At 28.1% G+C, this 20215-nt stretch carries 17 protein-coding genes; 8 read left to right on the top strand and 9 right to left on the bottom strand.

Translation table 11 applies throughout. From position 1 onward, the window contains the following. The first annotated feature begins 91 nt into the window (after nt 1-91). From ETU08_RS10045 to ETU08_RS10035, 3 genes are read left to right on the top strand one after another with little or no spacing between them, the layout of a single operon-like run. Nucleotides 92-1699, top strand: a complete 1608-nt coding sequence (locus tag ETU08_RS10045; protein ID WP_146262893.1) for an Ig-like domain-containing protein — start codon at nt 92-94, stop codon at nt 1697-1699. Next, the gene (locus ETU08_RS10040; RefSeq protein ID WP_146262892.1) at nt 1696-2151 is read left to right on the top strand and encodes a heme-binding domain-containing protein; all 456 of its coding nucleotides are present in this window, start codon (nt 1696-1698) and stop codon (nt 2149-2151) included. Before ETU08_RS10045 ends, ETU08_RS10040 begins: the two co-directional genes overlap by 4 nt. 5 nt (nt 2152-2156) lie before the next feature. Next, entirely contained in the window at nt 2157-3080 is a 924-nt protein-coding gene (locus tag ETU08_RS10035) for a S66 peptidase family protein (RefSeq protein ID WP_146262891.1), read from the top strand. Nucleotides 3081-3089: 9 nt separating this feature from the next. Here ETU08_RS10035 and ETU08_RS10030 read toward each other — a convergent pair whose 3' ends face one another. Continuing rightward, entirely contained in the window at nt 3090-3464 is a 375-nt protein-coding gene (locus ETU08_RS10030; protein WP_375764692.1) for a GtrA family protein, read from the bottom strand. A gap of 178 nt (nt 3465-3642) precedes the next feature. Between ETU08_RS10030 and ETU08_RS10025 the strand changes: the two genes are divergently transcribed. Further along, nucleotides 3643-4731 (top strand): agmatine deiminase family protein, encoded by a 1089-nt coding sequence (locus ETU08_RS10025; protein ID WP_146262889.1) that lies wholly within the window; start codon nt 3643-3645, stop codon nt 4729-4731. 53 nt (nt 4732-4784) lie between these two features. On the opposite strand, the gene ETU08_RS10020 is transcribed toward ETU08_RS10025, so the two are convergent. Then, nucleotides 4785-6299, bottom strand: coding sequence for a YARHG domain-containing protein (locus ETU08_RS10020; RefSeq protein WP_146262888.1), 1515 nt, complete (start codon nt 6297-6299; stop codon nt 4785-4787). Nucleotides 6300-6367: 68 nt separating this feature from the next. Beyond that, nucleotides 6368-7750 (bottom strand): DHA2 family efflux MFS transporter permease subunit, encoded by a 1383-nt coding sequence (locus tag ETU08_RS10015; protein WP_146262887.1) that lies wholly within the window; start codon nt 7748-7750, stop codon nt 6368-6370. Between the two features lie 194 nt (nt 7751-7944). Here ETU08_RS10015 and uvrC point away from each other — a divergent pair, with 194 nt between their 5' ends. Both uvrC and ETU08_RS10005 read left to right on the top strand, forming a co-directional pair. Next, nucleotides 7945-9732, top strand: a complete 1788-nt coding sequence (gene uvrC / locus ETU08_RS10010) for an excinuclease ABC subunit UvrC (RefSeq protein ID WP_146262886.1) — start codon at nt 7945-7947, stop codon at nt 9730-9732. A gap of 108 nt (nt 9733-9840) precedes the next feature. After that, nucleotides 9841-10560, top strand: coding sequence for a DUF4197 family protein (locus ETU08_RS10005; protein ID WP_146262885.1), 720 nt, complete (start codon nt 9841-9843; stop codon nt 10558-10560). Nucleotides 10561-10651: 91 nt separating this feature from the next. On the opposite strand, the gene ETU08_RS10000 is transcribed toward ETU08_RS10005, so the two are convergent. Both ETU08_RS10000 and ETU08_RS09995 read right to left on the bottom strand, forming a co-directional pair. After that, a complete protein-coding gene (locus ETU08_RS10000; RefSeq protein WP_146262884.1) occupies nt 10652-11437 on the bottom strand; it encodes a zinc ribbon domain-containing protein in 786 nt (261 codons plus the stop codon). A gap of 145 nt (nt 11438-11582) precedes the next feature. Further along, entirely contained in the window at nt 11583-12191 is a 609-nt protein-coding gene (locus tag ETU08_RS09995; RefSeq protein WP_146262883.1) for a deoxynucleoside kinase, read from the bottom strand. Nucleotides 12192-12363: 172 nt separating this feature from the next. Between ETU08_RS09995 and ETU08_RS09990 the strand changes: the two genes are divergently transcribed. After that, entirely contained in the window at nt 12364-13710 is a 1347-nt protein-coding gene (locus ETU08_RS09990) for an MATE family efflux transporter (RefSeq protein ID WP_146262882.1), read from the top strand. A 581-nt stretch (nt 13711-14291) separates the two neighbouring features. Here ETU08_RS09990 and ETU08_RS09985 read toward each other — a convergent pair. The 3 genes from ETU08_RS09985 to ETU08_RS09975 all read right to left on the bottom strand — a co-directional run bounded on the left by ETU08_RS09985 (nt 14292) and on the right by ETU08_RS09975 (nt 17547). Next, the gene (locus tag ETU08_RS09985) at nt 14292-15296 is read right to left on the bottom strand and encodes a cation diffusion facilitator family transporter (RefSeq protein WP_146262881.1); all 1005 of its coding nucleotides are present in this window, start codon (nt 15294-15296) and stop codon (nt 14292-14294) included. Between the two features lie 110 nt (nt 15297-15406). Then, nucleotides 15407-15886 carry a copper resistance protein NlpE gene (locus ETU08_RS09980; protein ID WP_146262880.1) on the bottom strand — a complete coding sequence of 160 codons (480 nt, stop codon included), beginning with the start codon at nt 15884-15886 and terminating at the stop codon, nt 15407-15409. Nucleotides 15887-16032: 146 nt separating this feature from the next. After that, a complete protein-coding gene (locus tag ETU08_RS09975) occupies nt 16033-17547 on the bottom strand; it encodes a GH3 auxin-responsive promoter family protein (protein ID WP_146262879.1) in 1515 nt (504 codons plus the stop codon). 247 nt (nt 17548-17794) lie between these two features. Here ETU08_RS09975 and ETU08_RS09970 point away from each other — a divergent pair, with 247 nt between their 5' ends. After that, nucleotides 17795-19552, top strand: coding sequence for an AMP-dependent synthetase/ligase (locus ETU08_RS09970; protein WP_146262878.1), 1758 nt, complete (start codon nt 17795-17797; stop codon nt 19550-19552). 73 nt (nt 19553-19625) lie between these two features. Here ETU08_RS09970 and ETU08_RS09965 read toward each other — a convergent pair whose 3' ends face one another. After that, a complete protein-coding gene (locus tag ETU08_RS09965; protein ID WP_146262877.1) occupies nt 19626-20198 on the bottom strand; it encodes a hypothetical protein in 573 nt (190 codons plus the stop codon). Between the last annotated feature and the right edge of the window lie 17 nt (nt 20199-20215).

Below are 20215 nucleotides of genomic sequence, written 5' to 3'. Positions count from 1 at the left end.
TATGGATGAATATGCGTTTTGTTTTCTATGAACTACCAAGGGTTTTAAATTGATTTAATAAGTATATTTGTTCTAGATATTCAATCTAAATATGCAAAGATTCGTTTACATTTTCTGTTTAACTTATTTATTTACCTCTTGTGCTAGAATGAGTATGCCAGAGGGAGGACCTAAAGATATAAACCCACCCAAGTTTTTAGGATCTAATCCAAAGATGTTTGCTACCAATGTTGATGTAAACACTAAAGATTTAACTTTAGATTTTGATGAATATATGCTTGTGAAAGATGTTGATAAACAAGTGGTAGTATCGCCACCTCCACAAACATCTCTTGTGATAACTCCTACCTCTAGTGCTCAAAAAAAATTAACGGTTCGTTTTTCAGAACCTTTGGAGAAAAACACCACTTATACCATTAATTTTGGTTCAAGTATACAGGATAATAATGAGGGGAATCAACTAAAAAATTTTTCTTATATTTTTTCAACCGGCGATTATATTGATAGTCTTGAATTGTCAGGTAAAGTACAAAAAAGTCTAAATAAAGATTGGGATCCTTCAACAGTGATTGGGCTTTACAAAGTTGTAAAAGATAGTTTAGGGAATGATTCCATAAATCTTAAAAATAAACCTTACTATATTACAAAAATAGATTCTGCTGGGAATTTTAGCTTAAAAAATTTGCATGAAGGTAATTATCGTTTATTTGCTTTTACGGATCTGAGTTCAAATTTAATTTTAGATACTAAAAATGAAGCCGCTGGATTTTATCCAGATATTATAAATCCTCAACTATCATCTGCATATTCTATCACCCTATCTCCAATTAAACAACTATACAAGGCTGAAAAAATTAGTCAAGAGGCTCAGGGTATTTTAAAAGTTAATTTTAAAGGTAATCCTAAAGAAGTAACTATACAACCCTTAGATTCAAATTTTCCTTCCTATGATATAGATCACAAGCCTTTTTCAGATAGTTTATACCTATACTTTAACAATAAAAAATTCATCGATAAAGAAAAAAAATTTAAACTGGAATTTTTAGTTGAATCAAGTAATAATAAAGATACATTATCCCTTGTTTACGATAACAGTAAAGAAAGTCCTTTAAAATTAGCTCAAAGCCATAAAGAGGTTACCCCTACACAATCTTTAACTTTAGAATCCAATAATTATATTAAAACTATTGACACTAATTTAATAAAAGTCTTTAAAGATTCTGATACTTTAGATTTCCTTGCTGTCATCGATTCTACAGATACAAAAAAAATTAATCTAAATTTCCCTGTTTCTTATGATTCTAATTACAAAATTGAAATTAACAAGAATGCAATTGAAGATTTTTTAGGTCATAAAAACGAAGATTCTATAGTTTATTCATTGAAAACAAAAAAGCAAAATGAATTGGGTAATTTAAATATAGAAATACAAAATAAACCTACTTCTAATTTTTTCTTCCAATTGCTAGATGATAAAGGAAAAATTATTGAAAACATTTATGGCAATAATGATTCTTTTAACTTTAAAAATTTGATTCCTGGAACTTATTCAATTAGAATTTTAGTGGATGAAAACAACAATGGTTTTTGGGATTTACTAGATCTTGAAAATCTTATTCCTGCTGAAAAAACTTACCTTTATCCTAAAGCTATTGAAGTTAGACCTTATTGGGATCTAAATGAAACATGGGTATTATGAAAAAAAAATTACTAATTGCACTAGCGATTCTATTGGCTATACAATTGTTTCGGATTGATAAAACTAATAAACCCATAAATAAAAAGCTAGATTATGTTTCACTTACTCATGCACCAAAAAATATTGAGAAAATTTTAGAAAAATCTTGTTATAATTGTCATTCAAACCAAACGATTTATCCATGGTATGCAAATGTAGCTCCTATCTCATGGTTGGTAAAAAGCCATATAAATGAAGGAAAAAAATTTATTAATTTTTCAGAATATGGTTTATATAATGTATATCAAAAAGATCATATCAATAAAGGGTTGTATGAAGTGATTAAAAACGGGCGTATGCCATTGTCTAGCTATTTGCTTTTACATCAAGAAGACAACTTATCAAATGAGCAAAGGCAAGAATTACTAAACTGGTTTAGTATTATTTTAAATAAAAAAAATTCTATAAAATAGACTGAATGCATTCACTTAAAAAAAATGATAAAATTTTAATTGTAGCTCCTGCCGGAGCAGTAACTAAGGAACATATACAACCGGCAATTAAAATAATTGAAGATCATGGTTGGAATTATGAAATTGGAAAAAATACTTTTAACAGTTACTCTTTCGGTTATAATTATTCAGGAACCCCTAAAGAAAGATTAAATGATTTACAATGGGCTTTGGATCATCCCGAAGCGAAAGCCATTTGGTTTGCCAGAGGGGGGTATGGAGCCGTACAAATTGTAGATCTACTTAATTTAAATAAATTTATAAAACATTCTAAATGGCTGATAGGTTATTCTGACAATACTGTATTTCATCAACATTTCAATAGACGTGGATTTCCAACTCTGCACGCAACTGTATGCAAACCTTTAGCTGATGGTCATTCTGATGAGACTTTTACTTCTTTAATCAATGCTTTACAAAAAAATAAATTAAACTATTCTTTTAATGTTCATCCATTAAATAAAGGCAATTCATTGGAAGGAACAGTTACAGGCGGTAATTTATCCATATTGTATAGTTTAATTGGTAGTAATTCTTTAGATTTTTTCGATGATAAAATTTTATTTATTGAAGATTGGTATGAGAATTTTTACCATATAGATAGGATGTTAATAGGTTTAAAAAGAGCGGGTGTCTTAAACAAAGTTAAAGGATTCTTAATTGGTGGATTTACAAGAATGGATAGCAAAGAGGACAATATAAATTATAATAATCCTTTTGATAATGAAGCATATCTTGTGATTGATGAACGGCTTAAAAGTTTTGACGTACCAAAAATATATGAGTTTCCAGCAGGTCATATTCATGACTGTAGAGCAATAATCATGAATGGTAAAATTTCAATTAAAATTGAAAACAACAAAATTTTATTTAGCAATAGTATTTCCTAACCCAGTTAATTAGTTAGAAAACACTATTTTTTTCTTGGCAACATAATTTATTACAGATACTAGTAAAATTGCAGCGGCTTTGCAGACTACAATATCTCCCACTGTAATTATATGAAAAATACTAATGGGTTCATGTATAAATGAATGAAAGAATGCAAATACTCCCCAACTCATAAGCATAGTTATAATGGATAATAATAAAAATAGGGCAAATTCTTTTCTTTTGGAATGTTTTCCTCTTTCAAAAACATAACGAATACTAAAAAAATAATTGCTCATAATACCACCAGCCGTTGAAATTATATTTGATAATGGATAAGCATGAGCCTTATTTTCAAATGAAAATAAACTTGGTAGCATTTGTGGTAAACTTAAAATTTTCATTAAGCTTATTTCTATTATCGCACTTATGAAACCAGCAATAAAGAACAAAATTATTTGTTTCTTATGTTTTTTTATAGCAGTTATCATTTATATTAAATCTTAAAAATATAGCAACAAAAATAGGCTATTTTTTTTATAATCTTTATTTTTGAAACTAAATTTTATATTAAATAATAATATGGACAAAACAAAATATATTAAAAATAAAACTTCTGATATTAACAATTATACGCCAAAAGAATTGGAGTATTTTTTCCCTGCTGAATTTTACCCTCATAAAGCTACTTGGTTGTCTTGGCCTCATAGAGAATCTTCTTGGCCCGGAAAAATTGATAAAATCTATCAGCCCTATTCAAAATTTATAGCAGAAGTTTCTAAAGGTGAATTAGTGAATATAAATGTTGTAAATCTTGAGATGAAAGACTTTGCTTTAAAATATTTAAAGCAAACTGATGCAAATTTTGAACATATTAATTTTTATATTCACCCTACGAATGATGCATGGTGTAGAGATCATGGTCCAGCTTTTTTAATTAATCCTTTAGCTAAAGATTATAAAAAGGTAATTGTAAATTGGGAGTTTAATGCTTGGGGTGGTAAATATCCCCCATTCGATTTGGATAATCGCATACCTTTATTAATTGCTAATGAGCTAAAATTACCTGTGTTTAATCCAAAAATAATTATGGAGGGTGGATCTGTTGATTTTAATGGTAAAGGAACGGTTATAACTTCAAAATCTTGCTTGTTAAATAAAAACAGAAATCCGAATTTATCTCAAGAACAAATAGAAAATTACTTAATGAATTTCTATGGAGTACAACAAGTTCTATGGGTAAATGATGGAATTGTTGGTGATGATACGGATGGACACATCGACGATACTGTACGATTTGTGAATGAGGATACTGTAATTACAGTAACTGAAACAGATCCGAATGATGAAAATTATGAGATTTTACAAACCAATTTGGAACAATTAAAAAATATGAAGTTAATAGGTGGTAAACATTTAAATGTAATTGAGCTGCCTATGCCTAAACCAGTGATATACGATGGAATTCGTTTGCCTGCTTCTTATGCCAACTTTTATATAGCCAATGAGGTTGTAATTGTACCTATATTTAATTGTGTTAATGATGAAATTGCACTAAATATTATTCAAAAATGTTTTAAAGATAGAAAAGTGATTGGTATTGATTCTACTGACATAGTCTGGGGATTAGGTAGTTTTCATTGCTTAAGTCAACAGGAACCTGCAATTTAATTTTTATATCTTATAAAAAAGGGGGGAATTCTATGAATTTCCCCCTTTTTATTCTAATAATATTGATACTCAAGAATGGATATATAATATTTATAGTTCTCTTCCTCTACAAGTTTGACTGATGACAGTCTAGAATTTTTCCCTCGTACGACTTCCTTAACATCTCTGTTTAATCTATAAAATGGATATTCTTTATCCTTTACTATTTTAAAACAGTTTTTACTTAGTAGTAAGTCTTGTGTATCATTGTATTCATAATTGCAACCTGTCTCTTTATTTTTTAAGTATCCTGTATTTAAATTATCTCTATTCTCAAAAAAATATTCAGTAACCATTTCCTCATTGCCTTCTTTATCTTTATAATATTCTTTAACTAAATTTCCATCATAGTCATAATCATAGTAAATAGACTCATTAAAATTATTATTCTGATAAATATCTTTCTGTGTTATATTTTGATTGCTATCATAAGTAAAAAAAGTTTCTTCCGTTGTCCCAGCCGTATAATCTAACTTAACGGTTTTTAAAGGAAGTCCGTTAAAATCATAATAAAAATAGGTGTCGTTTGCCCCATCAACATGCTCAACCAATAGATCTTTATTAAAATAGTTTACAAATTTATCTTTATTAATCATACAATCTTGTTGAAAGGTTGCAATCCCCTTTTTATTGTATTCAGTATACACACATTTACTACCGCCTAAAGTATCTTGTTTCATATATTTCATACTTTTTAGGATATTTTCCCCATATGTTGAATTACTTGAAGTTTCTAATGGCAATACTTGGCTGTAAGATTTTAAATTCAAATCATGATAGGCTACTTTTCCTCTATAGAGATCAATCATAGCCACATTATCCAATTCTAAATCATTCAATTCTACTAGTTTATTATCAACAAGAGGTTCGTACCAGTTTTGACTAAAAAAGTAATCAGCCACTGATGGTTCTGAAAATCTATACCCATATCTAGCATAAATTTCGTTTCTCATAATTTCCAATTCCTTGGGTTTTTTATTCCTTAAATCTTCGTCACCCAATCTAGTAAAGCCTGTTTGTGGATATTTTCCTGGAAATTCTTCCGGGGTAATTTCTACCTCATCATCGTTAATTCTACAATTGGTATTTCCAAACTTATCTTTAGAGCACACCATAAGTTTGATAGGAATTTCATTTATATTTTCATAATTAGTTCCTTTTTCTTTTAGTAATATGTAAGATGCTTTTAACTGATCTGAAATAAAATTATTCCCATCTATTGTAATATTGGCGAGTTTTTCAACTTTTCTATGTAAATCTCCGCCTTTTTTACTATTAAAATCTAGAATTACAAATTCACTAATACTTTGGGCATAAGTTTTACCCTCTAAATTCATAATTTTAATAAAATGGCTTTTATTATCGTTTCTAAAATGAAAAATATGATTGACTTTTTTTGCTCTATCCCCCACCTCTTCATTAACTAAGGAAGGATCTACTTTAGCCCCACTTTTAAAATAATTTTTAGTTCCTTGAGAATTCCCAATCAAAGAAATTAAAATAAATGTATAGCATAGTATGCTTTTCATAATTGCAATTTTTTAGCAAAGATACTAATACTAAAACAATATAATTAAGAATGTTTTTATACAAATTACTAGTTTCCGGACATAGATGTGCCGTCATCATTTTTTAAAAATGCAAAGGTGAATGCCGATAAAATAGTTATAATTCCTAACGTTAAAAATGTTAATTTAAAAGCTGTGATTACATGATTGTTTTCAAAAATTTCGTAGCTGTTAAAAAGCATCGCACTTAAAGAAATACCAAAGCTCATAGACAGTTGCTGCGTCACAGAAAACATGGTATTCCCTCCACTAGCATCCTTAGGGGTTAAATCAGCAAGTGATATACTATTCATTGCAGACATTTGTATAGAGTTAAACGCTCCATATGCAATTAAAATTGGGATTAACCAAACTAATGGAGTATTTTCATTGGGAAACATAAATAAGGTTATAGCCACTCCTAAAATAATCGTGTTATAAATCAATAGTTTTTTATAACCAAAATGTTTGATTAATGGAATAGCAGATGATTTGGCCAATATAGTAGCAATAGCTGAAAATATAAGCATTGCTCCTGAAATTACAGAGTTTTTTCCAAATCCTACTTGTAGCAATAAGGGAAGCATTAAAGGAATCCCTCCTACCCCTAATCTTGTAATTATATTACCTATAATTCCTATACGTAAGGTTCTAATTTTAAATAATTTTAAATTGATTAAGGGTTTAGACACTTTTTGTGAATATACTATATATAAAACAATAAGTATGATACCAACAAATAAAACAAGAAATACAGTATTTAATGATATTATTCTATTCCCGGCAAACTCTAAGCTTAATGATATTAACACCAATCCTAAACTTAGTAGTAAGAAACCTATAAAATCAAATTTTCCTTCCGTTCTTTTATAATTAGGTATGAATTTCCAAGCAAGAATCATCCCTGCCACTCCAATTGGTATATTTATTAAAAAAATCCAATGCCAACTGGCAACATGCACCAACCAACCTCCTAAGGTAGGTCCTATAACTGGTCCTATTAATCCTGGAATTGTTATAAAATTTATAACTTTTAAAAGCTTATCTTTGGGATAGGTGTACAACAAAGCAAGTCTTGATACGGGTACCATCATTGAACCTCCAATGGCTTGAAGTATTCTCATATAAACCAAGGCTTCCAAACTGGTACAAAATACACAAGCCAATGACCCTAGGGTGAAAATTCCTACGGCAAATGTAAAAATATTTCTAGAACCAAATTTATCTGATAGCCAACCGCTTACGGGGATTAATAAAGCTAGGGTTAATACATAAGCAATGATAATGGGTTGCATTTTTAGCGGCGATTTATTTAAATCATGCGCTATGGATGGTAAAGCAGTATTCAGTATAGTTCCATCCAACGATTGCATAAAAAATGCAATAGCAGCTACCCAAGGCAACCATTTTGATACTTTGATCTCCTCTTCCATAAATTTCTCTTAAAATTGTAAGTGATGTATTTTTGTAAACGTCAAAATTAAAGCTATTTTTTCAATTCATTTAAATATTTAGAATTTTTATGAATGTATTCTGCTTTTGATTTATTAAAAAATTTTTTAGAATTTAAACTTAAAGCGTTATAAATTTAAATTGGTAAATTTGAATTTATCTTATATAGAATAAAATGTCTATTGAATTACAATTAAAAACTTTACCTAATCAGCCGGGCGTTTATCAATTTTTTGATGACAAAAAAGTAGTTATATATGTGGGTAAAGCAAAAAACCTAAAAAAAAGAGTTACATCTTATTTTTTTAAAGAACACACGGGAAAAACTAAAGTTTTAGTTTCAAAAATTCGAAATATAAAAACAACAATTGTTGATACTGAATACGATGCTTTGTTATTAGAAAATAATTTAATAAAAGAGTTCCAGCCTAGGTATAACATTCGTTTAAAAGATGACAAAACATATCCTTGGATTTGCATAAAAAATGAACCATTTCCTAGAGTTTTTTTAACCAGAAAACTTATTCACGACGGTTCTGAATACTATGGACCTTACACCTCAGTAATTATTGCCAGAGCTTTATTGGAATTAGTGAAAAGTATTTACCCTTTACGAAGTTGTAGTTTAGATTTAAAGAAAGAAAAGATATTGCTTAATAAGTTTTCTGTATGTTTAGAGTTTCACATTCATAATTGTTTGGGACCTTGTGAAGATAAACAATCTAGCGAAGATTATTTAGAGAATATTCAAGGGGTGAAAAATATTATTAAAGGAAACATTTCAGAGCCTTTAGCATTATTAAAGAAAAAAATGTTTACGTATTCAAAAAAAATGGAATTTGAACAAGCCCAGAAAATTAAGGATAAATTAGACTTATTAGAAAAATATCAAGCAAAATCTACCATTATTTCACCTTCCATTTCAGATGTGGACGTTTTTGGTTTTACCAGTGATGAATCTGCCGCATATATTAACTATTTTAAAATTATCAAAGGAAGAATCATACAATCTTATACAACTGAGATAAGAAAATTATTAGACGAAACTCAAGAAGAATTATTAGAAAAAGCAATTATAGATATTCGCAAAAAATTTCAATCTATTTCTAAAGAGATTTTTGTCCCATTTAAAATTGATATTGAGATACCTTCAGTGAACTTCTATATACCTAAAATTGGCGATAAGAAAAAGATTTTAGATTTATCTGAAAAAAATGCTAAAGAATATCGCTTAGAAAAGATGAAACAAATAAAAATTATGGATCCTGAAAGACATTCAAATCGCATAATGTCTGAAATGAAACAATTGCTTCATCTTCCTAAGGAACCAAGATTAATTGAAGGTTTTGATAATTCAAATATTCAAGGTACAAATCCAGTATCTGCCTGTGTTGTTTTTAGAAATGGCAAACCAAGCAAAGGTGAATATAGAATATTTAATGTTAAAACCGTTGAAGGTCCTAACGATTTTGCTACTATGGAAGAAGTAATCTATCGTAGATATAAAAGACAGTTAGAAGAGGATAATGAGCTTCCACAACTAATTTTAATAGATGGGGGAAAAGGTCAGCTAAGTTCTGCCTATAAATCTTTAGAATTATTAGGCTTAGCCGGTAAAATTCCTATAATAGGTATAGCTAAACGTTTAGAGGAAATCTATTTCCCCCATGATTCTGTACCGTTGTATTTAGACAAAACTTCAGAAACATTGAAAGTCTTGCAACAAGTAAGAGACGAAGCTCACCGATATGGAATTACCCGACATAGAAACAAAAGAAGCAAAAAAACCTTTACATCTGAGTTAGAAAATATAAATGGTATCGGTGAAAAATCTATACAATTATTGCTTAATACATTTAAATCTGTGCAAAAAATAAAGGAAGCTCCCCTAGAGGAAATTGAATCTATTATTGGGAATAAAAGAGCATTAATAATTATGGATTATTTTAAAAAAGAAAGTTAGTCTATAAAATTATCCTAATACTACATAAAATATCAGCTCTTATATATCCTTAAAAAAATTAATGATTATGGTGTAATCTTTGATGCAGTATAGAAAAGTTTATAAATTATGAAATTAGTTACTCTATCTAAAGTCGTTTTAGCTTCCACTTTAGTCTTAAGTTTGCAATCCTGTGATACACAAACTATATCTGTAAACAATAAAGGTGTAGGTGTAAACGCAATTAAACAATTGCTAACTTCTACAACCAATAAAAGTTTTTCGATTCTTGAAAATTCTGAATCTTTTTTAACAAATTCTTTGATTGATGCTGCAATGCCAAGCCAACTAAAACAAATTAACTCTACATTGGAAAATTTAGGATTAAACTCACTTGTTGAAAAAGAAAAAAAATATATTGCCGATGCTGCTTCAACTTCAGTTACAGTGGCCAAACCTATTATTGCATCAGCAATTCAAGATATAACCTTAACAGATGCTATTTCTATAGTTAAAGGTGGAAAAGGGGCTGGAGTTGAATATTTAAAAAACAAAACTCAAGATAAATTAATAGCAGCTATCCAACCGAAAGTTGAGCAACAATTAAATGCTAACGGTGTTACCTCTCTAATTGAAAATGCTACCGGGAACAATTCAAAAATTCAGAATACTTTAAATTTAATTATTGGAAATAAGAACACTTCTTCAGCTCAAAGTTTGAAAAATTCTATCAGTAAATATGCATCTGAACAGATTGTTAATGGTATGTTTGATATTGCTAAAGACTACGAAGTTAGCCAATCCAACATATCATCTAAAATCATCAATTCTGTTTTGAATGGTAATTAAAATAAAATGTACTTGCTTAAACTTTAGATTATTTAAAGATAAAAAAAGGAGATAAATAATTATCTCCTTTTTTTATCTTTAAATAGAATTTTTATTTCCCTAAAAATTCTTTCATTTTTTCTAGCTCCTCTTTAGCTAAATACTCATCCACTAAAATTTTACCGCTATGCTCATCCAATATAATTTTCTTTCTGGATGCTATTTCCACTTGTTTTTGAGGTGGAACTGTAAAGAAAGAACCAACTACTGCTCCTCTATCTATACTTGTAATAGCCAGCCCATTTTTAGAACTTTTTCTAATTTTATGATAGCTATTTAATAATCTTTCATCAATTTTTGTTGATAATTCCTTAGATTTTTCAAGTAAGAAATTTTCTTCATTCTCCGTTTCTTTTATCAAATTGGATAACTCAGATTTTTTATGATTCAAATGATTATTTAGGCTTGCTAATTTAGATTGTTGTTCTTCAATTTGATTTTTTTTGAAATCTATCTTAGCATTAATTTCTTTAATTTTTTTGTTCTGCAACTGAATTTCTAACTCTTGATACTCTATTTCTTTAGCTAATGCTTCAAACTCTCTATTATTTCTAACGTTTTCTTGTTGAGTTTTGTATTTTTTAATTTGAGATTCTGAATTCTTGTTCAATTCATTTTTAACCTTGATGTCATTTGATAAGTTAACAACCTCATCTTCAATTTTTTCAATCCTTTTTTCAAGACCAACAATTTCATTTTCTAAATCTTCAACTTCAATAGGTAACTCTCCTCTTAAATTTTTTAATTCATCCAATCTAGAATCAATAATTTGTAAATCATACAAAGCTCTTAATTTATCTTCTACTGTAGTCGTATCTGCTTTTTTATTTGTAGCCATAGGATATCAATGTGTAATTATTTTAGTATTTTTAAGAATATTAAAATTGCTAATTTCATTCAAGGCTACAAAAATACTAAAATTTACTATATTTTTACTACTTAATTATTTACTTTTTTAATTCATTTTTTTATAATAATTAAGTCTAAATACGAATTTTTGTATCCACTAGATGAATTATATGTTCAAAATCTTTGGATTGATCTACAAAATCTATTGAATCTACATCAACAATTAATAACTCTCCTTCCTTATATCCACCAATCCATTTTTCGTACTTGTCATTTAATCGATTTAAATAGTCTAAACTAATCGAAGATTCACATTCTCTCCCTCTTTTTTTTATTTGATTTACTAGTGTTGGAACAGAGGCTCTTAGATATATAAGTAAATCAGGAGCTTGCACATACTCTTTCATTAGATTGAATAACGTTAAATAATTATTGTAATCACGCGTTTGCATTAAATTCATTTCATACAAATTAGAAGCAAAAATGTAAGCATCTTCATATATTGTTCGGTCTTGAACAAAGTTATTTTTACTTTTTCTTATCTCTTGGATTTGTTTAAATCTTGAACTTAAAAAATAGATTTGAAGATTAAATGACCATTGGGCCATATTGTAGTAAAAATCATCCAAATAAGGATTATCTTCTGTGTCTTCAAAGTGAGCCAACCATTTATAATGATTCGCCATTAATTTGGTTAAAGTTGTTTTTCCAGCTCCTATATTTCCAGTAATTGCAATATGCATTATTATAATATCTAAGTATGTAAAGATACATAAATCGTTTTATTTTTTTAAGCTGGATGTTTTAAAATATCCTATAAAAAATTAAAATTTATTAATAGTTCGTAAATTGAAATACAAAAAAATATTGTTCCAATTTTAGAATTAGTATCTTTGCCGATTGCAATTTTTATATATGACAATTAAAGAACATTTTAAAGCTAATTCTAAATTAGCCATTCCTGTATTAATTACTCAACTAGGACAAGTATCTGTAAATTTTATTGATATTATTATCATTGCCGGACTTGGTGAAAAAGCGGTAGCTTCAGCTTCTCTAGCTACTAGTGTTTTTATTGTTTTTTTAGTATTTTTATTAGGATTTTCATTCTCGATGTCTCCTTTAATATCTTCTTCCGTGGCTAGAGGCAATAATGAAAGAGTAGGTAGAATTTTTACTCATGGTTTTACAATGAATGTGTTACTTGCATTAATTAGTATCGCAATATTAGAAATAGGTTCTCCTTTATTGTATTACACCAAACAAGACCCATCAGTTATTCCTGACGCCATTCGTTTTTTAAATATAAGTGCATATAGTTTATTACCATTAATGATCTTCCAGTCATATAGACAATTCTCAGAAGGTATATCCATGACTATTCTTGTTACCATTGCTACAATTATTTCAAACATAACTAATATAATTTTAAATTTTGGATTGATTTATGGCAAATGGGGTCTTCCTAATATGGGAGTAGAGGGTTCTGCAATGGCTACTTTAATTGCTAGAATATTAATGATGCTAATAATAATAACCGTATTGCATATAAATAAAAAATCAGCTTTTTATTTAAATATGATTCAATGGAAATCTTTAAAGGCTGTTTATTATAGAAAATTAATTTCCATTGGTCTTCCCTCCTCTTTACAATCTTTATTTGAAATTTGTTCTTTTGCTATATCAGCATTTATTGCAGGGGCTGGCATTAATAAATATTTAGATACCTCTGCCCATTCGGTAACTACTAATTTAGCTTCTATGACATTCCAAATTTGTATGGGCTTTGGAATTGCTGCTACTGTACGTGTGGCTGGTTTTTATGGTCTTAAGAATAGAATTGATTTAAGAAAAGCAGGTCTTACCAATTTGTATTTGGTAATCGCCTTTATGACATTTGCAGGTATTATATTTGTAACTTTCAGGAACTATATACCTCTAATCTACTTCAAAAAAGAACAGGTAGAAGTAATAAAATTAGCCTCTCATTTAATAATTATAGCTGCCATATTTCAAATTTTTGATGGCATTCAGGTTGTAATGCTTGGTGCATTAAGAGGAATGAGAGATGTTAAAATACCAACTATCATTTGTTTTATTGCTTACATTATTATTGCTATTCCTATTGGCTATTACTTATGTATAGAAAAAGAAATGGGTGCTTTTGGTATGTGGATAGGATTATGTTTGGGGCTAATATTTGCCTCCATACTTTTATTATTAAGATTCAATACATTAACTCGTAAAAATTCCGACTTTTGATTATTAAAAATTTTTAAATAATCATTCTTGATATGCTCTAGCGAAATTAAAACTTTAAACTTTCAAAAAATATGAAGTTTTTAAATTTTTAATTAAAATTCAGCTATTGGAAATTTAAAATACTAGGAATATTATTCAATTGTAATGAGATGATAGATTTAAAAACCTATTAGTAAATTTATATAATTAATGACGCTTTTTATAGGATTAAAATCAAAAATTTTAAAGGCTTCCATGTTAAATAAATTAGGTAATAAGCTACATCAAAGATTAAATTTCAGGCAAGTAAATTTTTTAATTTATTTGTCCTGAATATTCCTAATAAAAGAAAAATTATTCCAAAAAGCACAAATTTAAATATTGGTAGAGAATAACTAATTCTCATTAAATGAAACCAATCTTTCAAAGATATTTCTCCTGTAAATAAAAACTTAGAGGTAAAATAATTGTCAACAAATGAATGTAGCAAAAAGTCAATAACTAACATAATAAAGAGTAGTATAGAAAGAAAAATTATTATATAACCTAATCTTCCTAGAGAACTGAATATTTTTTTTTCAATTTTTAAATATTTCATAGTGTTATTCATGGGTTGAAGATTTTAAGGTATGATGTTTATCTATTTCAATATTATCTACCGTCCATGTTATTTCTTTTTCAAAAAAGTGTTTTCTATATGGGCATTCATTTTTTTTGCATATTTTACATGAAAAATCTTCACAACCTTCTACATAAACAAACATTTCAAAACTATTCCCAAAATTATCTTGAATAATTTTTTCAAGTTTATCAGATTCTCTTTTGGTTTCTTTTATATTAAAAAACCATGGCATAGTAAGGTGGCAATCTAGATGTAAGCTACTACCATATTTTATAAATCGTACGTTATGAATATCTATCCAATTTGGATTTCTATTTTCTTCTAAAGTACAAACCAATTTTTTAATAAGCTCTTGATCTGCTTCATCCATAATTCCGGCAAGAGATTTTCTAATAATCTTTACTCCTGTGAAAATAATTATACCCGAAAAAATTAAAGCTATTATACTATCCAACCAATATATATGAGTAAAGTAGATAATTATTAATCCTAGTACTAAACCTATCGTTGAGTAAGTATCAGATTTCAAGTGTTCTCCACCAGAAACAAGTGCTAATGAATTATTTTTTTTTCCTTTTCGAATCGCTAATTCTCCTAAAACATAATTGCCTATCCCTGTGACTGCAATTAGAACAATTCCATAATCTAATTTGGAAATAGTATTTGGATATAAAATATTTTTTACTGATTCATAGATGATTATAATTCCTGCAATTGTAATTAGCCCTCCTTCTATACCTGCTGAAATAAACTCAATCTTTCCATGTCCATAAGGATGATCTCGATCTTTAGGTTTTCCAGATATGTATAAACTGTAAAGTGAAAATAAACCTGCAATTACATTGATTGTGCTTTCTAAAGCATCAGTCAATATTGCCACAGATCTTGTAAAAAACCATGCTGCTAATTTTATAACAAATAAAATTACACCTATAATTACAATAGATTTTTGAAAAGAATAATTTTCCTTAGCAACGGAATTCATTTACAAAATTTAATATAGAAAACAAATATACTTTTTTTAGTATAATTACCATATAAATAAAAAAACTATCACTTAGATCGTGATAGCTTTTTTTATAAACTTTTTTTAAATTATTGTTTTTTTAGGATATAATGAGCAGAAATATCCCCTGTTATTTCATTGCCTTCTTGATCCAGCCATACCAATCTATCTTCTTGAACTTTAAATGATTGTTTTGTACTATTCTGAACTATTGTAATGATTGTTCCATTGTTATTCCATGTATAATTACCTTCGATAACGGTAGGTTTACTCTTATCTTTCTCTCCTAAATAATCCGAAGTGAAAATAAACTGATTTCCCTCTTTTAATTCAACTGTTACTTTTATTCCCTCACAATCAGCACAAGGTATAATCCCTTCATAAATCCCTAAATAATCTAGGGAATTTTGTGGAGTACTGTTATCAATTATTGGTGATTCATTATTATTTACTTTAATTGAATCTATAGAATTGCTATTTTCTTTAGAAACTAAAGTTTCTGAGTTTCTTTTAGTACAGTTTAATAGTGTTAACGAAAACAATGATAGTATGAAAATCTTTTTTAACATATAATTAATTAAATTTTGAATCAAGAAATTTAAACAAAAATAGTGCCGACAAGCTTAATCAATTTTTATGCTTTAAATTAAACAATTAATAGTATTGTATTTTCATGTTTATAATTTATTTATTATAAAAGTATTATTACAAATTGTTATAGCTCATTATTCATTTCTAACAAAGCATTTAAATATTCTCGATCATTAGCTAAACGTGGAATTTTATTTTGTCCTCCTAACTTCCCTCTTAATTTCATCCATTCATAAAAAAGATTCTTTTTAGCGGAATGTACTTTAGGTGGATTTAATGTCATATTATTATATCGTTTAGCTTCATAGTCAGAGTTTAATTTTTGTAACTCTAAATCTAAAATTCTAGTAAATTCTTCCATTGAATCTGGTTGACACTCAAACTCTATTACCCATTCGTGTGCTCCTTTTTCTTTACCATCCATAAAAACAGGCCCTGCTGTATATTCAGAAATAATAGCTTTAGTTTTATCTTGAGCTACTTTTAGCGCTTGTTCTGCGTTTTCAACCATTAATTCTTCTCCAAATGCATTAATATAAAATTTAGTTCTTCCTGTTACTTTTATTCTATAAGGTTTTTTAGAAACAAAGCGAACCGTGTCCCCTATAATATAACGCCAAAGACCTCCATTAGTTGAAATAACCAATGCATAATTTATATTTAATTGAATATCTTCTAAGCATACGATTGTAGGATTTTCAGAATAAAATTCATCCATAGGGATAAATTCATAAAAAATTCCATAATCCAACATTAATATCATATCCTTCGATGAATTGGTATCTTGCATTGCAAAATATCCTTCTGAGGCATTATAAATTTCGTAGTAATTGATAGATTTTTTGAAAATATTTTTATACTGCTCCACATAGGGAGTAAAACTTATACCTCCATGGAAAAAACATTCTAGATTAGGCCATATTTCATCTATATATTTAATATGATTGTTTTCCAAAATATTCCTAAGTAAAACCATCATCCAGGAAGGTACTCCTGTAAGACTTCCTACATTTTGATTTACAACTTGATTAATAATTGCTGGCATTTTTATCTCCCAATCTTTTAATAAGGAAACTTGTTTATTAGGTGTACTTTTCCATTCTGCCCAAAAGGGTAAGTTGTCTATAAGAACAGCAGATAAATCTCCATATTTTGAATTAAAGTCTTCATAGTCTTCCCGAGTCCCTCCTAAACGTAAATTTTTACAATTAAAAATTTTAGTTTCGGGATTATTGTAGGCGTAAATGGAAAATAAATCTTTTCCTGCTTTGTAGTGGCAATCGTTTAAACTGCTTTTAGTGATAGGTATAAACTTACTCTTTGCGTTTGTTGTTCCTGATGATTTAGCATACCACTCAATACTTCCCGGCCAAATTAAATTCTTTTCACCTTTTCTTGAACGAGTTATATACGGTTCAAAATCTTCGTAATAAACTAAAGGAACTTGATCTTTGAATTCTCTATAGGAGATAATATCATTAAACTTGTATTTTTTTCCGTATTCGGTATCTTTAGCAGCTTTTAATAATTTAGATAATACATTCTTTTGAACATCAATGGGATTTTCAAAAAAAAACTGCATTTGCTTAACTCTTTTACGAACATACCATTGAATTAAAGAATTAGTTATCTCCTTCATATTTTAACTTTTGTTATTGATTTATAAAAGTAAGCATAAAACTGAATCAACAAAAATTTTCTTTCTTGAACTATATTAAGCTTATCCTAAATTATTATTCTTATTTTTGTAAGCGTTGTACTGTATTTATTAGGGATTCATAAATGGGTCTTTAGATATTTATTTTTGTAAACTTTTGTGTTTCAACATAAATCCATCTAAATAGTAATTTATAAAAACTTTGATACAGGTTTTAAATATTTAAACAATGAACTTTGTACATTCGATTTTAGAGAATCAAAAACTTAATTCAAAAAAAGCCTTAAATTATAAAGAAGATGGTGTTTGGAAGAGTTATTCATGGAAAGAATTTCATGATTTGGTATTACAAACCGCAAATGCATTATCTAAGCTGGGAGCCAACCCTCAAGATAATATAGCTATTTATGCGGATAATATGCCCCAGTGGGTAATTATGAATTTTGCTATATTGTCTTTAGGAGCAACAACAGTTCCAATTTTTGCCACATTGCCGGAAGATCAAGTGAAGCATATTGTTAATGATGCTAATGTAAAATTTATACTAGTAGGAAATCAAAAACAATATGATACCATCTTAAAGATTCAAGATAAAAATGAATTAATAAAGCATATTATTTTAGCCAAAGATTCTATAGAACTTAAAACCAATGATTCCTATCATTTTAATTCCATTATTAAAAATGAATCGGCTAACTTTAAAGTTTATAACAAAAATAAGGACGATACTGCATCCATCATTTATACTTCCGGTACTACTGGAATTTCCAAAGGAGTAATGCTTACTCATGGTAATTTTCATACTATATGTAAATCTCATCAGAATTTTTTTGAATACGATTTTTCCAATGAAAATTCATTAGTTTTTCTTCCACTCAGTCATATTTTTGAAAAAGGTTGGAGTTCATTTGTTTTGTATTCGGGAGGACAATTAAGTTTTTGCGAAAATCCTAAAGAAATAATTAGTTATTTAAAGGAAGTTAAACCTACGGCTATGTGCTCAGTTCCTAGGCTTTTTCAGAAAGTTTATAATACTATAAACGAAAAAATTCAAAGTAGCTCTAACTTAGCACAAAACTTTTTTAAATGGTCGATTGGTATTGGAAAGCAAGTTTCTGAATTAAAAAGATTAAAAAAATCAATTCCAATCGACTTAAGATTTAAATACTTTTTAGCCCACCAATTAGCTTTTAAGAAAGTAAAGAATCAATTAGGTGGCAATCTTTGGTTTATACCTGTAGGTGGGGCTTCAATTACTTCGAATATTACTGAATTTTTTGATGCGATAGGACTTCACCTAACGGTTGGGTATGGATTAACAGAAACTTCTGCCACGGTTACTTTATTTCCTTTTCAAAATTATGTATATGGCACCGTTGGGAAACCTATAAACGGCGTAGATGTTAAAATTGGAGAAAACGATGAAATTCTTGTTAAAGGCAATAGTGTATTTAAAGGTTATTATAAAAATGACGAAGAAACTAAAAAAGTTTTCACTGAGGATGGATGGTTTAAGACTGGGGATGCCGGTAAATTTGATATTGATGGCAATCTTATTATCATTGATAGGATTAAAGATTTGATGAAAACATCCAACGGAAAATATATTTCTCCTCAACCATTGGAAAACTTACTTACCAACGATAACTTTATTCAGCAAGCGGTACTTATAGGAGACAATCGCTCTTACGTTACTGCACTACTAGTACCTGATTTTGAAAATTTAGAAAAATACGCTAAATCTAGTAATATTATTTACGAATCTAAGCAGGATTTAATAAACAAAAAAGAAATTATTGATTTCTACTCTAATAAAATTAAATCCATTCAAACGAACTTAGCTAGTTTTGAACAGATAAAAAAATTCAAAATTTTACCTAAAGATTTTTCCATTGATACGGGCGAAATTACTCCCACGCTAAAAGTTAAAAGACGGGTAATTTTAGAAAAGTATCATTCAATCATTGAAACCATGTATGGAGAATAAATTTTTATACTTCAAAGTATATAAATTCATCATTCTTGTAATATTAAATTTTGAATAGAAAAATTTTATAAAATTAAATTTCAAGGTCGTAGTTTGATAATGATAAACTGGTTAATACATTATCCTTATTAAAATAAAAAGTTGCATAAACTGAATTCGTTTTTAATTTATAGGTAGGCAATTCAGAGGTTTTAAATTTAATTAAACGATTGGAATAATTTTTTTGAATCTCTGACAATGTCGATTTATGTAAAGTTATTCCATCAAATAATTCAAAAGCATTTATTCCTCCATAATTAAAACTTACTAAAAGTATTTTATCTTCATTCACATCCTTACCTTCAGGTTCAGAAATAGAACTAATTTGAAATCCGTTTGTAAAATCCCAAGTGTATATATTTCCTGCACCATTTATAGATTCAAAACTAGTATATCTAGCAATAGTATTAATCTCAGAAATTTTCTTGGGTAGCTTAAAGCCATCTTTGGTGAAAAATAAATCTTTAATTTTCCCTTTAGAAATCGGACCATATATCAATGCTGGTCGTTTGACTGTTGGCGATTGATTCGCTATTTTTTGCGCATTTATTGAATTTATACTTATTGAATAAATGACTGTAATTAAAACTATTAATAAATGTTTCATAATAATATTTTTTAAAA

The organism is Apibacter muscae (assembly GCF_007845635.1).
GTDB classification, from domain to species: domain Bacteria; phylum Bacteroidota; class Bacteroidia; order Flavobacteriales; family Weeksellaceae; genus Apibacter; species Apibacter muscae.
This window is presented reverse-complemented; position numbering and strand designations above follow the sequence as displayed.

Coding starts and splice junctions, on each gene's coding strand:
- ETU08_RS10045 (WP_146262893.1), top strand. CDS start 92: ATGCAAAGATTCGTTTACATTTTCTGTTTAACTTATTTATTTACCTCT.
- ETU08_RS10040 (WP_146262892.1), top strand. CDS start 1,696: ATGAAAAAAAAATTACTAATTGCACTAGCGATTCTATTGGCTATACAA.
- ETU08_RS10035 (WP_146262891.1), top strand. CDS start 2,157: ATGCATTCACTTAAAAAAAATGATAAAATTTTAATTGTAGCTCCTGCC.
- ETU08_RS10030 (WP_375764692.1), bottom strand. CDS start 3,464: ATGAAAATTTTAAGTTTACCACAAATGCTACCAAGTTTATTTTCATTT.
- ETU08_RS10025 (WP_146262889.1), top strand. CDS start 3,643: ATGGACAAAACAAAATATATTAAAAATAAAACTTCTGATATTAACAAT.
- ETU08_RS10020 (WP_146262888.1), bottom strand. CDS start 6,299: ATGAAAAGCATACTATGCTATACATTTATTTTAATTTCTTTGATTGGG.
- ETU08_RS10015 (WP_146262887.1), bottom strand. CDS start 7,750: ATGGAAGAGGAGATCAAAGTATCAAAATGGTTGCCTTGGGTAGCTGCT.
- uvrC (WP_146262886.1), top strand. CDS start 7,945: ATGTCTATTGAATTACAATTAAAAACTTTACCTAATCAGCCGGGCGTT.
- ETU08_RS10005 (WP_146262885.1), top strand. CDS start 9,841: ATGAAATTAGTTACTCTATCTAAAGTCGTTTTAGCTTCCACTTTAGTC.
- ETU08_RS10000 (WP_146262884.1), bottom strand. CDS start 11,437: ATGGCTACAAATAAAAAAGCAGATACGACTACAGTAGAAGATAAATTA.
- ETU08_RS09995 (WP_146262883.1), bottom strand. CDS start 12,191: ATGCATATTGCAATTACTGGAAATATAGGAGCTGGAAAAACAACTTTA.
- ETU08_RS09990 (WP_146262882.1), top strand. CDS start 12,364: ATGACAATTAAAGAACATTTTAAAGCTAATTCTAAATTAGCCATTCCT.
- ETU08_RS09985 (WP_146262881.1), bottom strand. CDS start 15,296: ATGAATTCCGTTGCTAAGGAAAATTATTCTTTTCAAAAATCTATTGTA.
- ETU08_RS09980 (WP_146262880.1), bottom strand. CDS start 15,886: ATGTTAAAAAAGATTTTCATACTATCATTGTTTTCGTTAACACTATTA.
- ETU08_RS09975 (WP_146262879.1), bottom strand. CDS start 17,547: ATGAAGGAGATAACTAATTCTTTAATTCAATGGTATGTTCGTAAAAGA.
- ETU08_RS09970 (WP_146262878.1), top strand. CDS start 17,795: ATGAACTTTGTACATTCGATTTTAGAGAATCAAAAACTTAATTCAAAA.
- ETU08_RS09965 (WP_146262877.1), bottom strand. CDS start 20,198: ATGAAACATTTATTAATAGTTTTAATTACAGTCATTTATTCAATAAGT.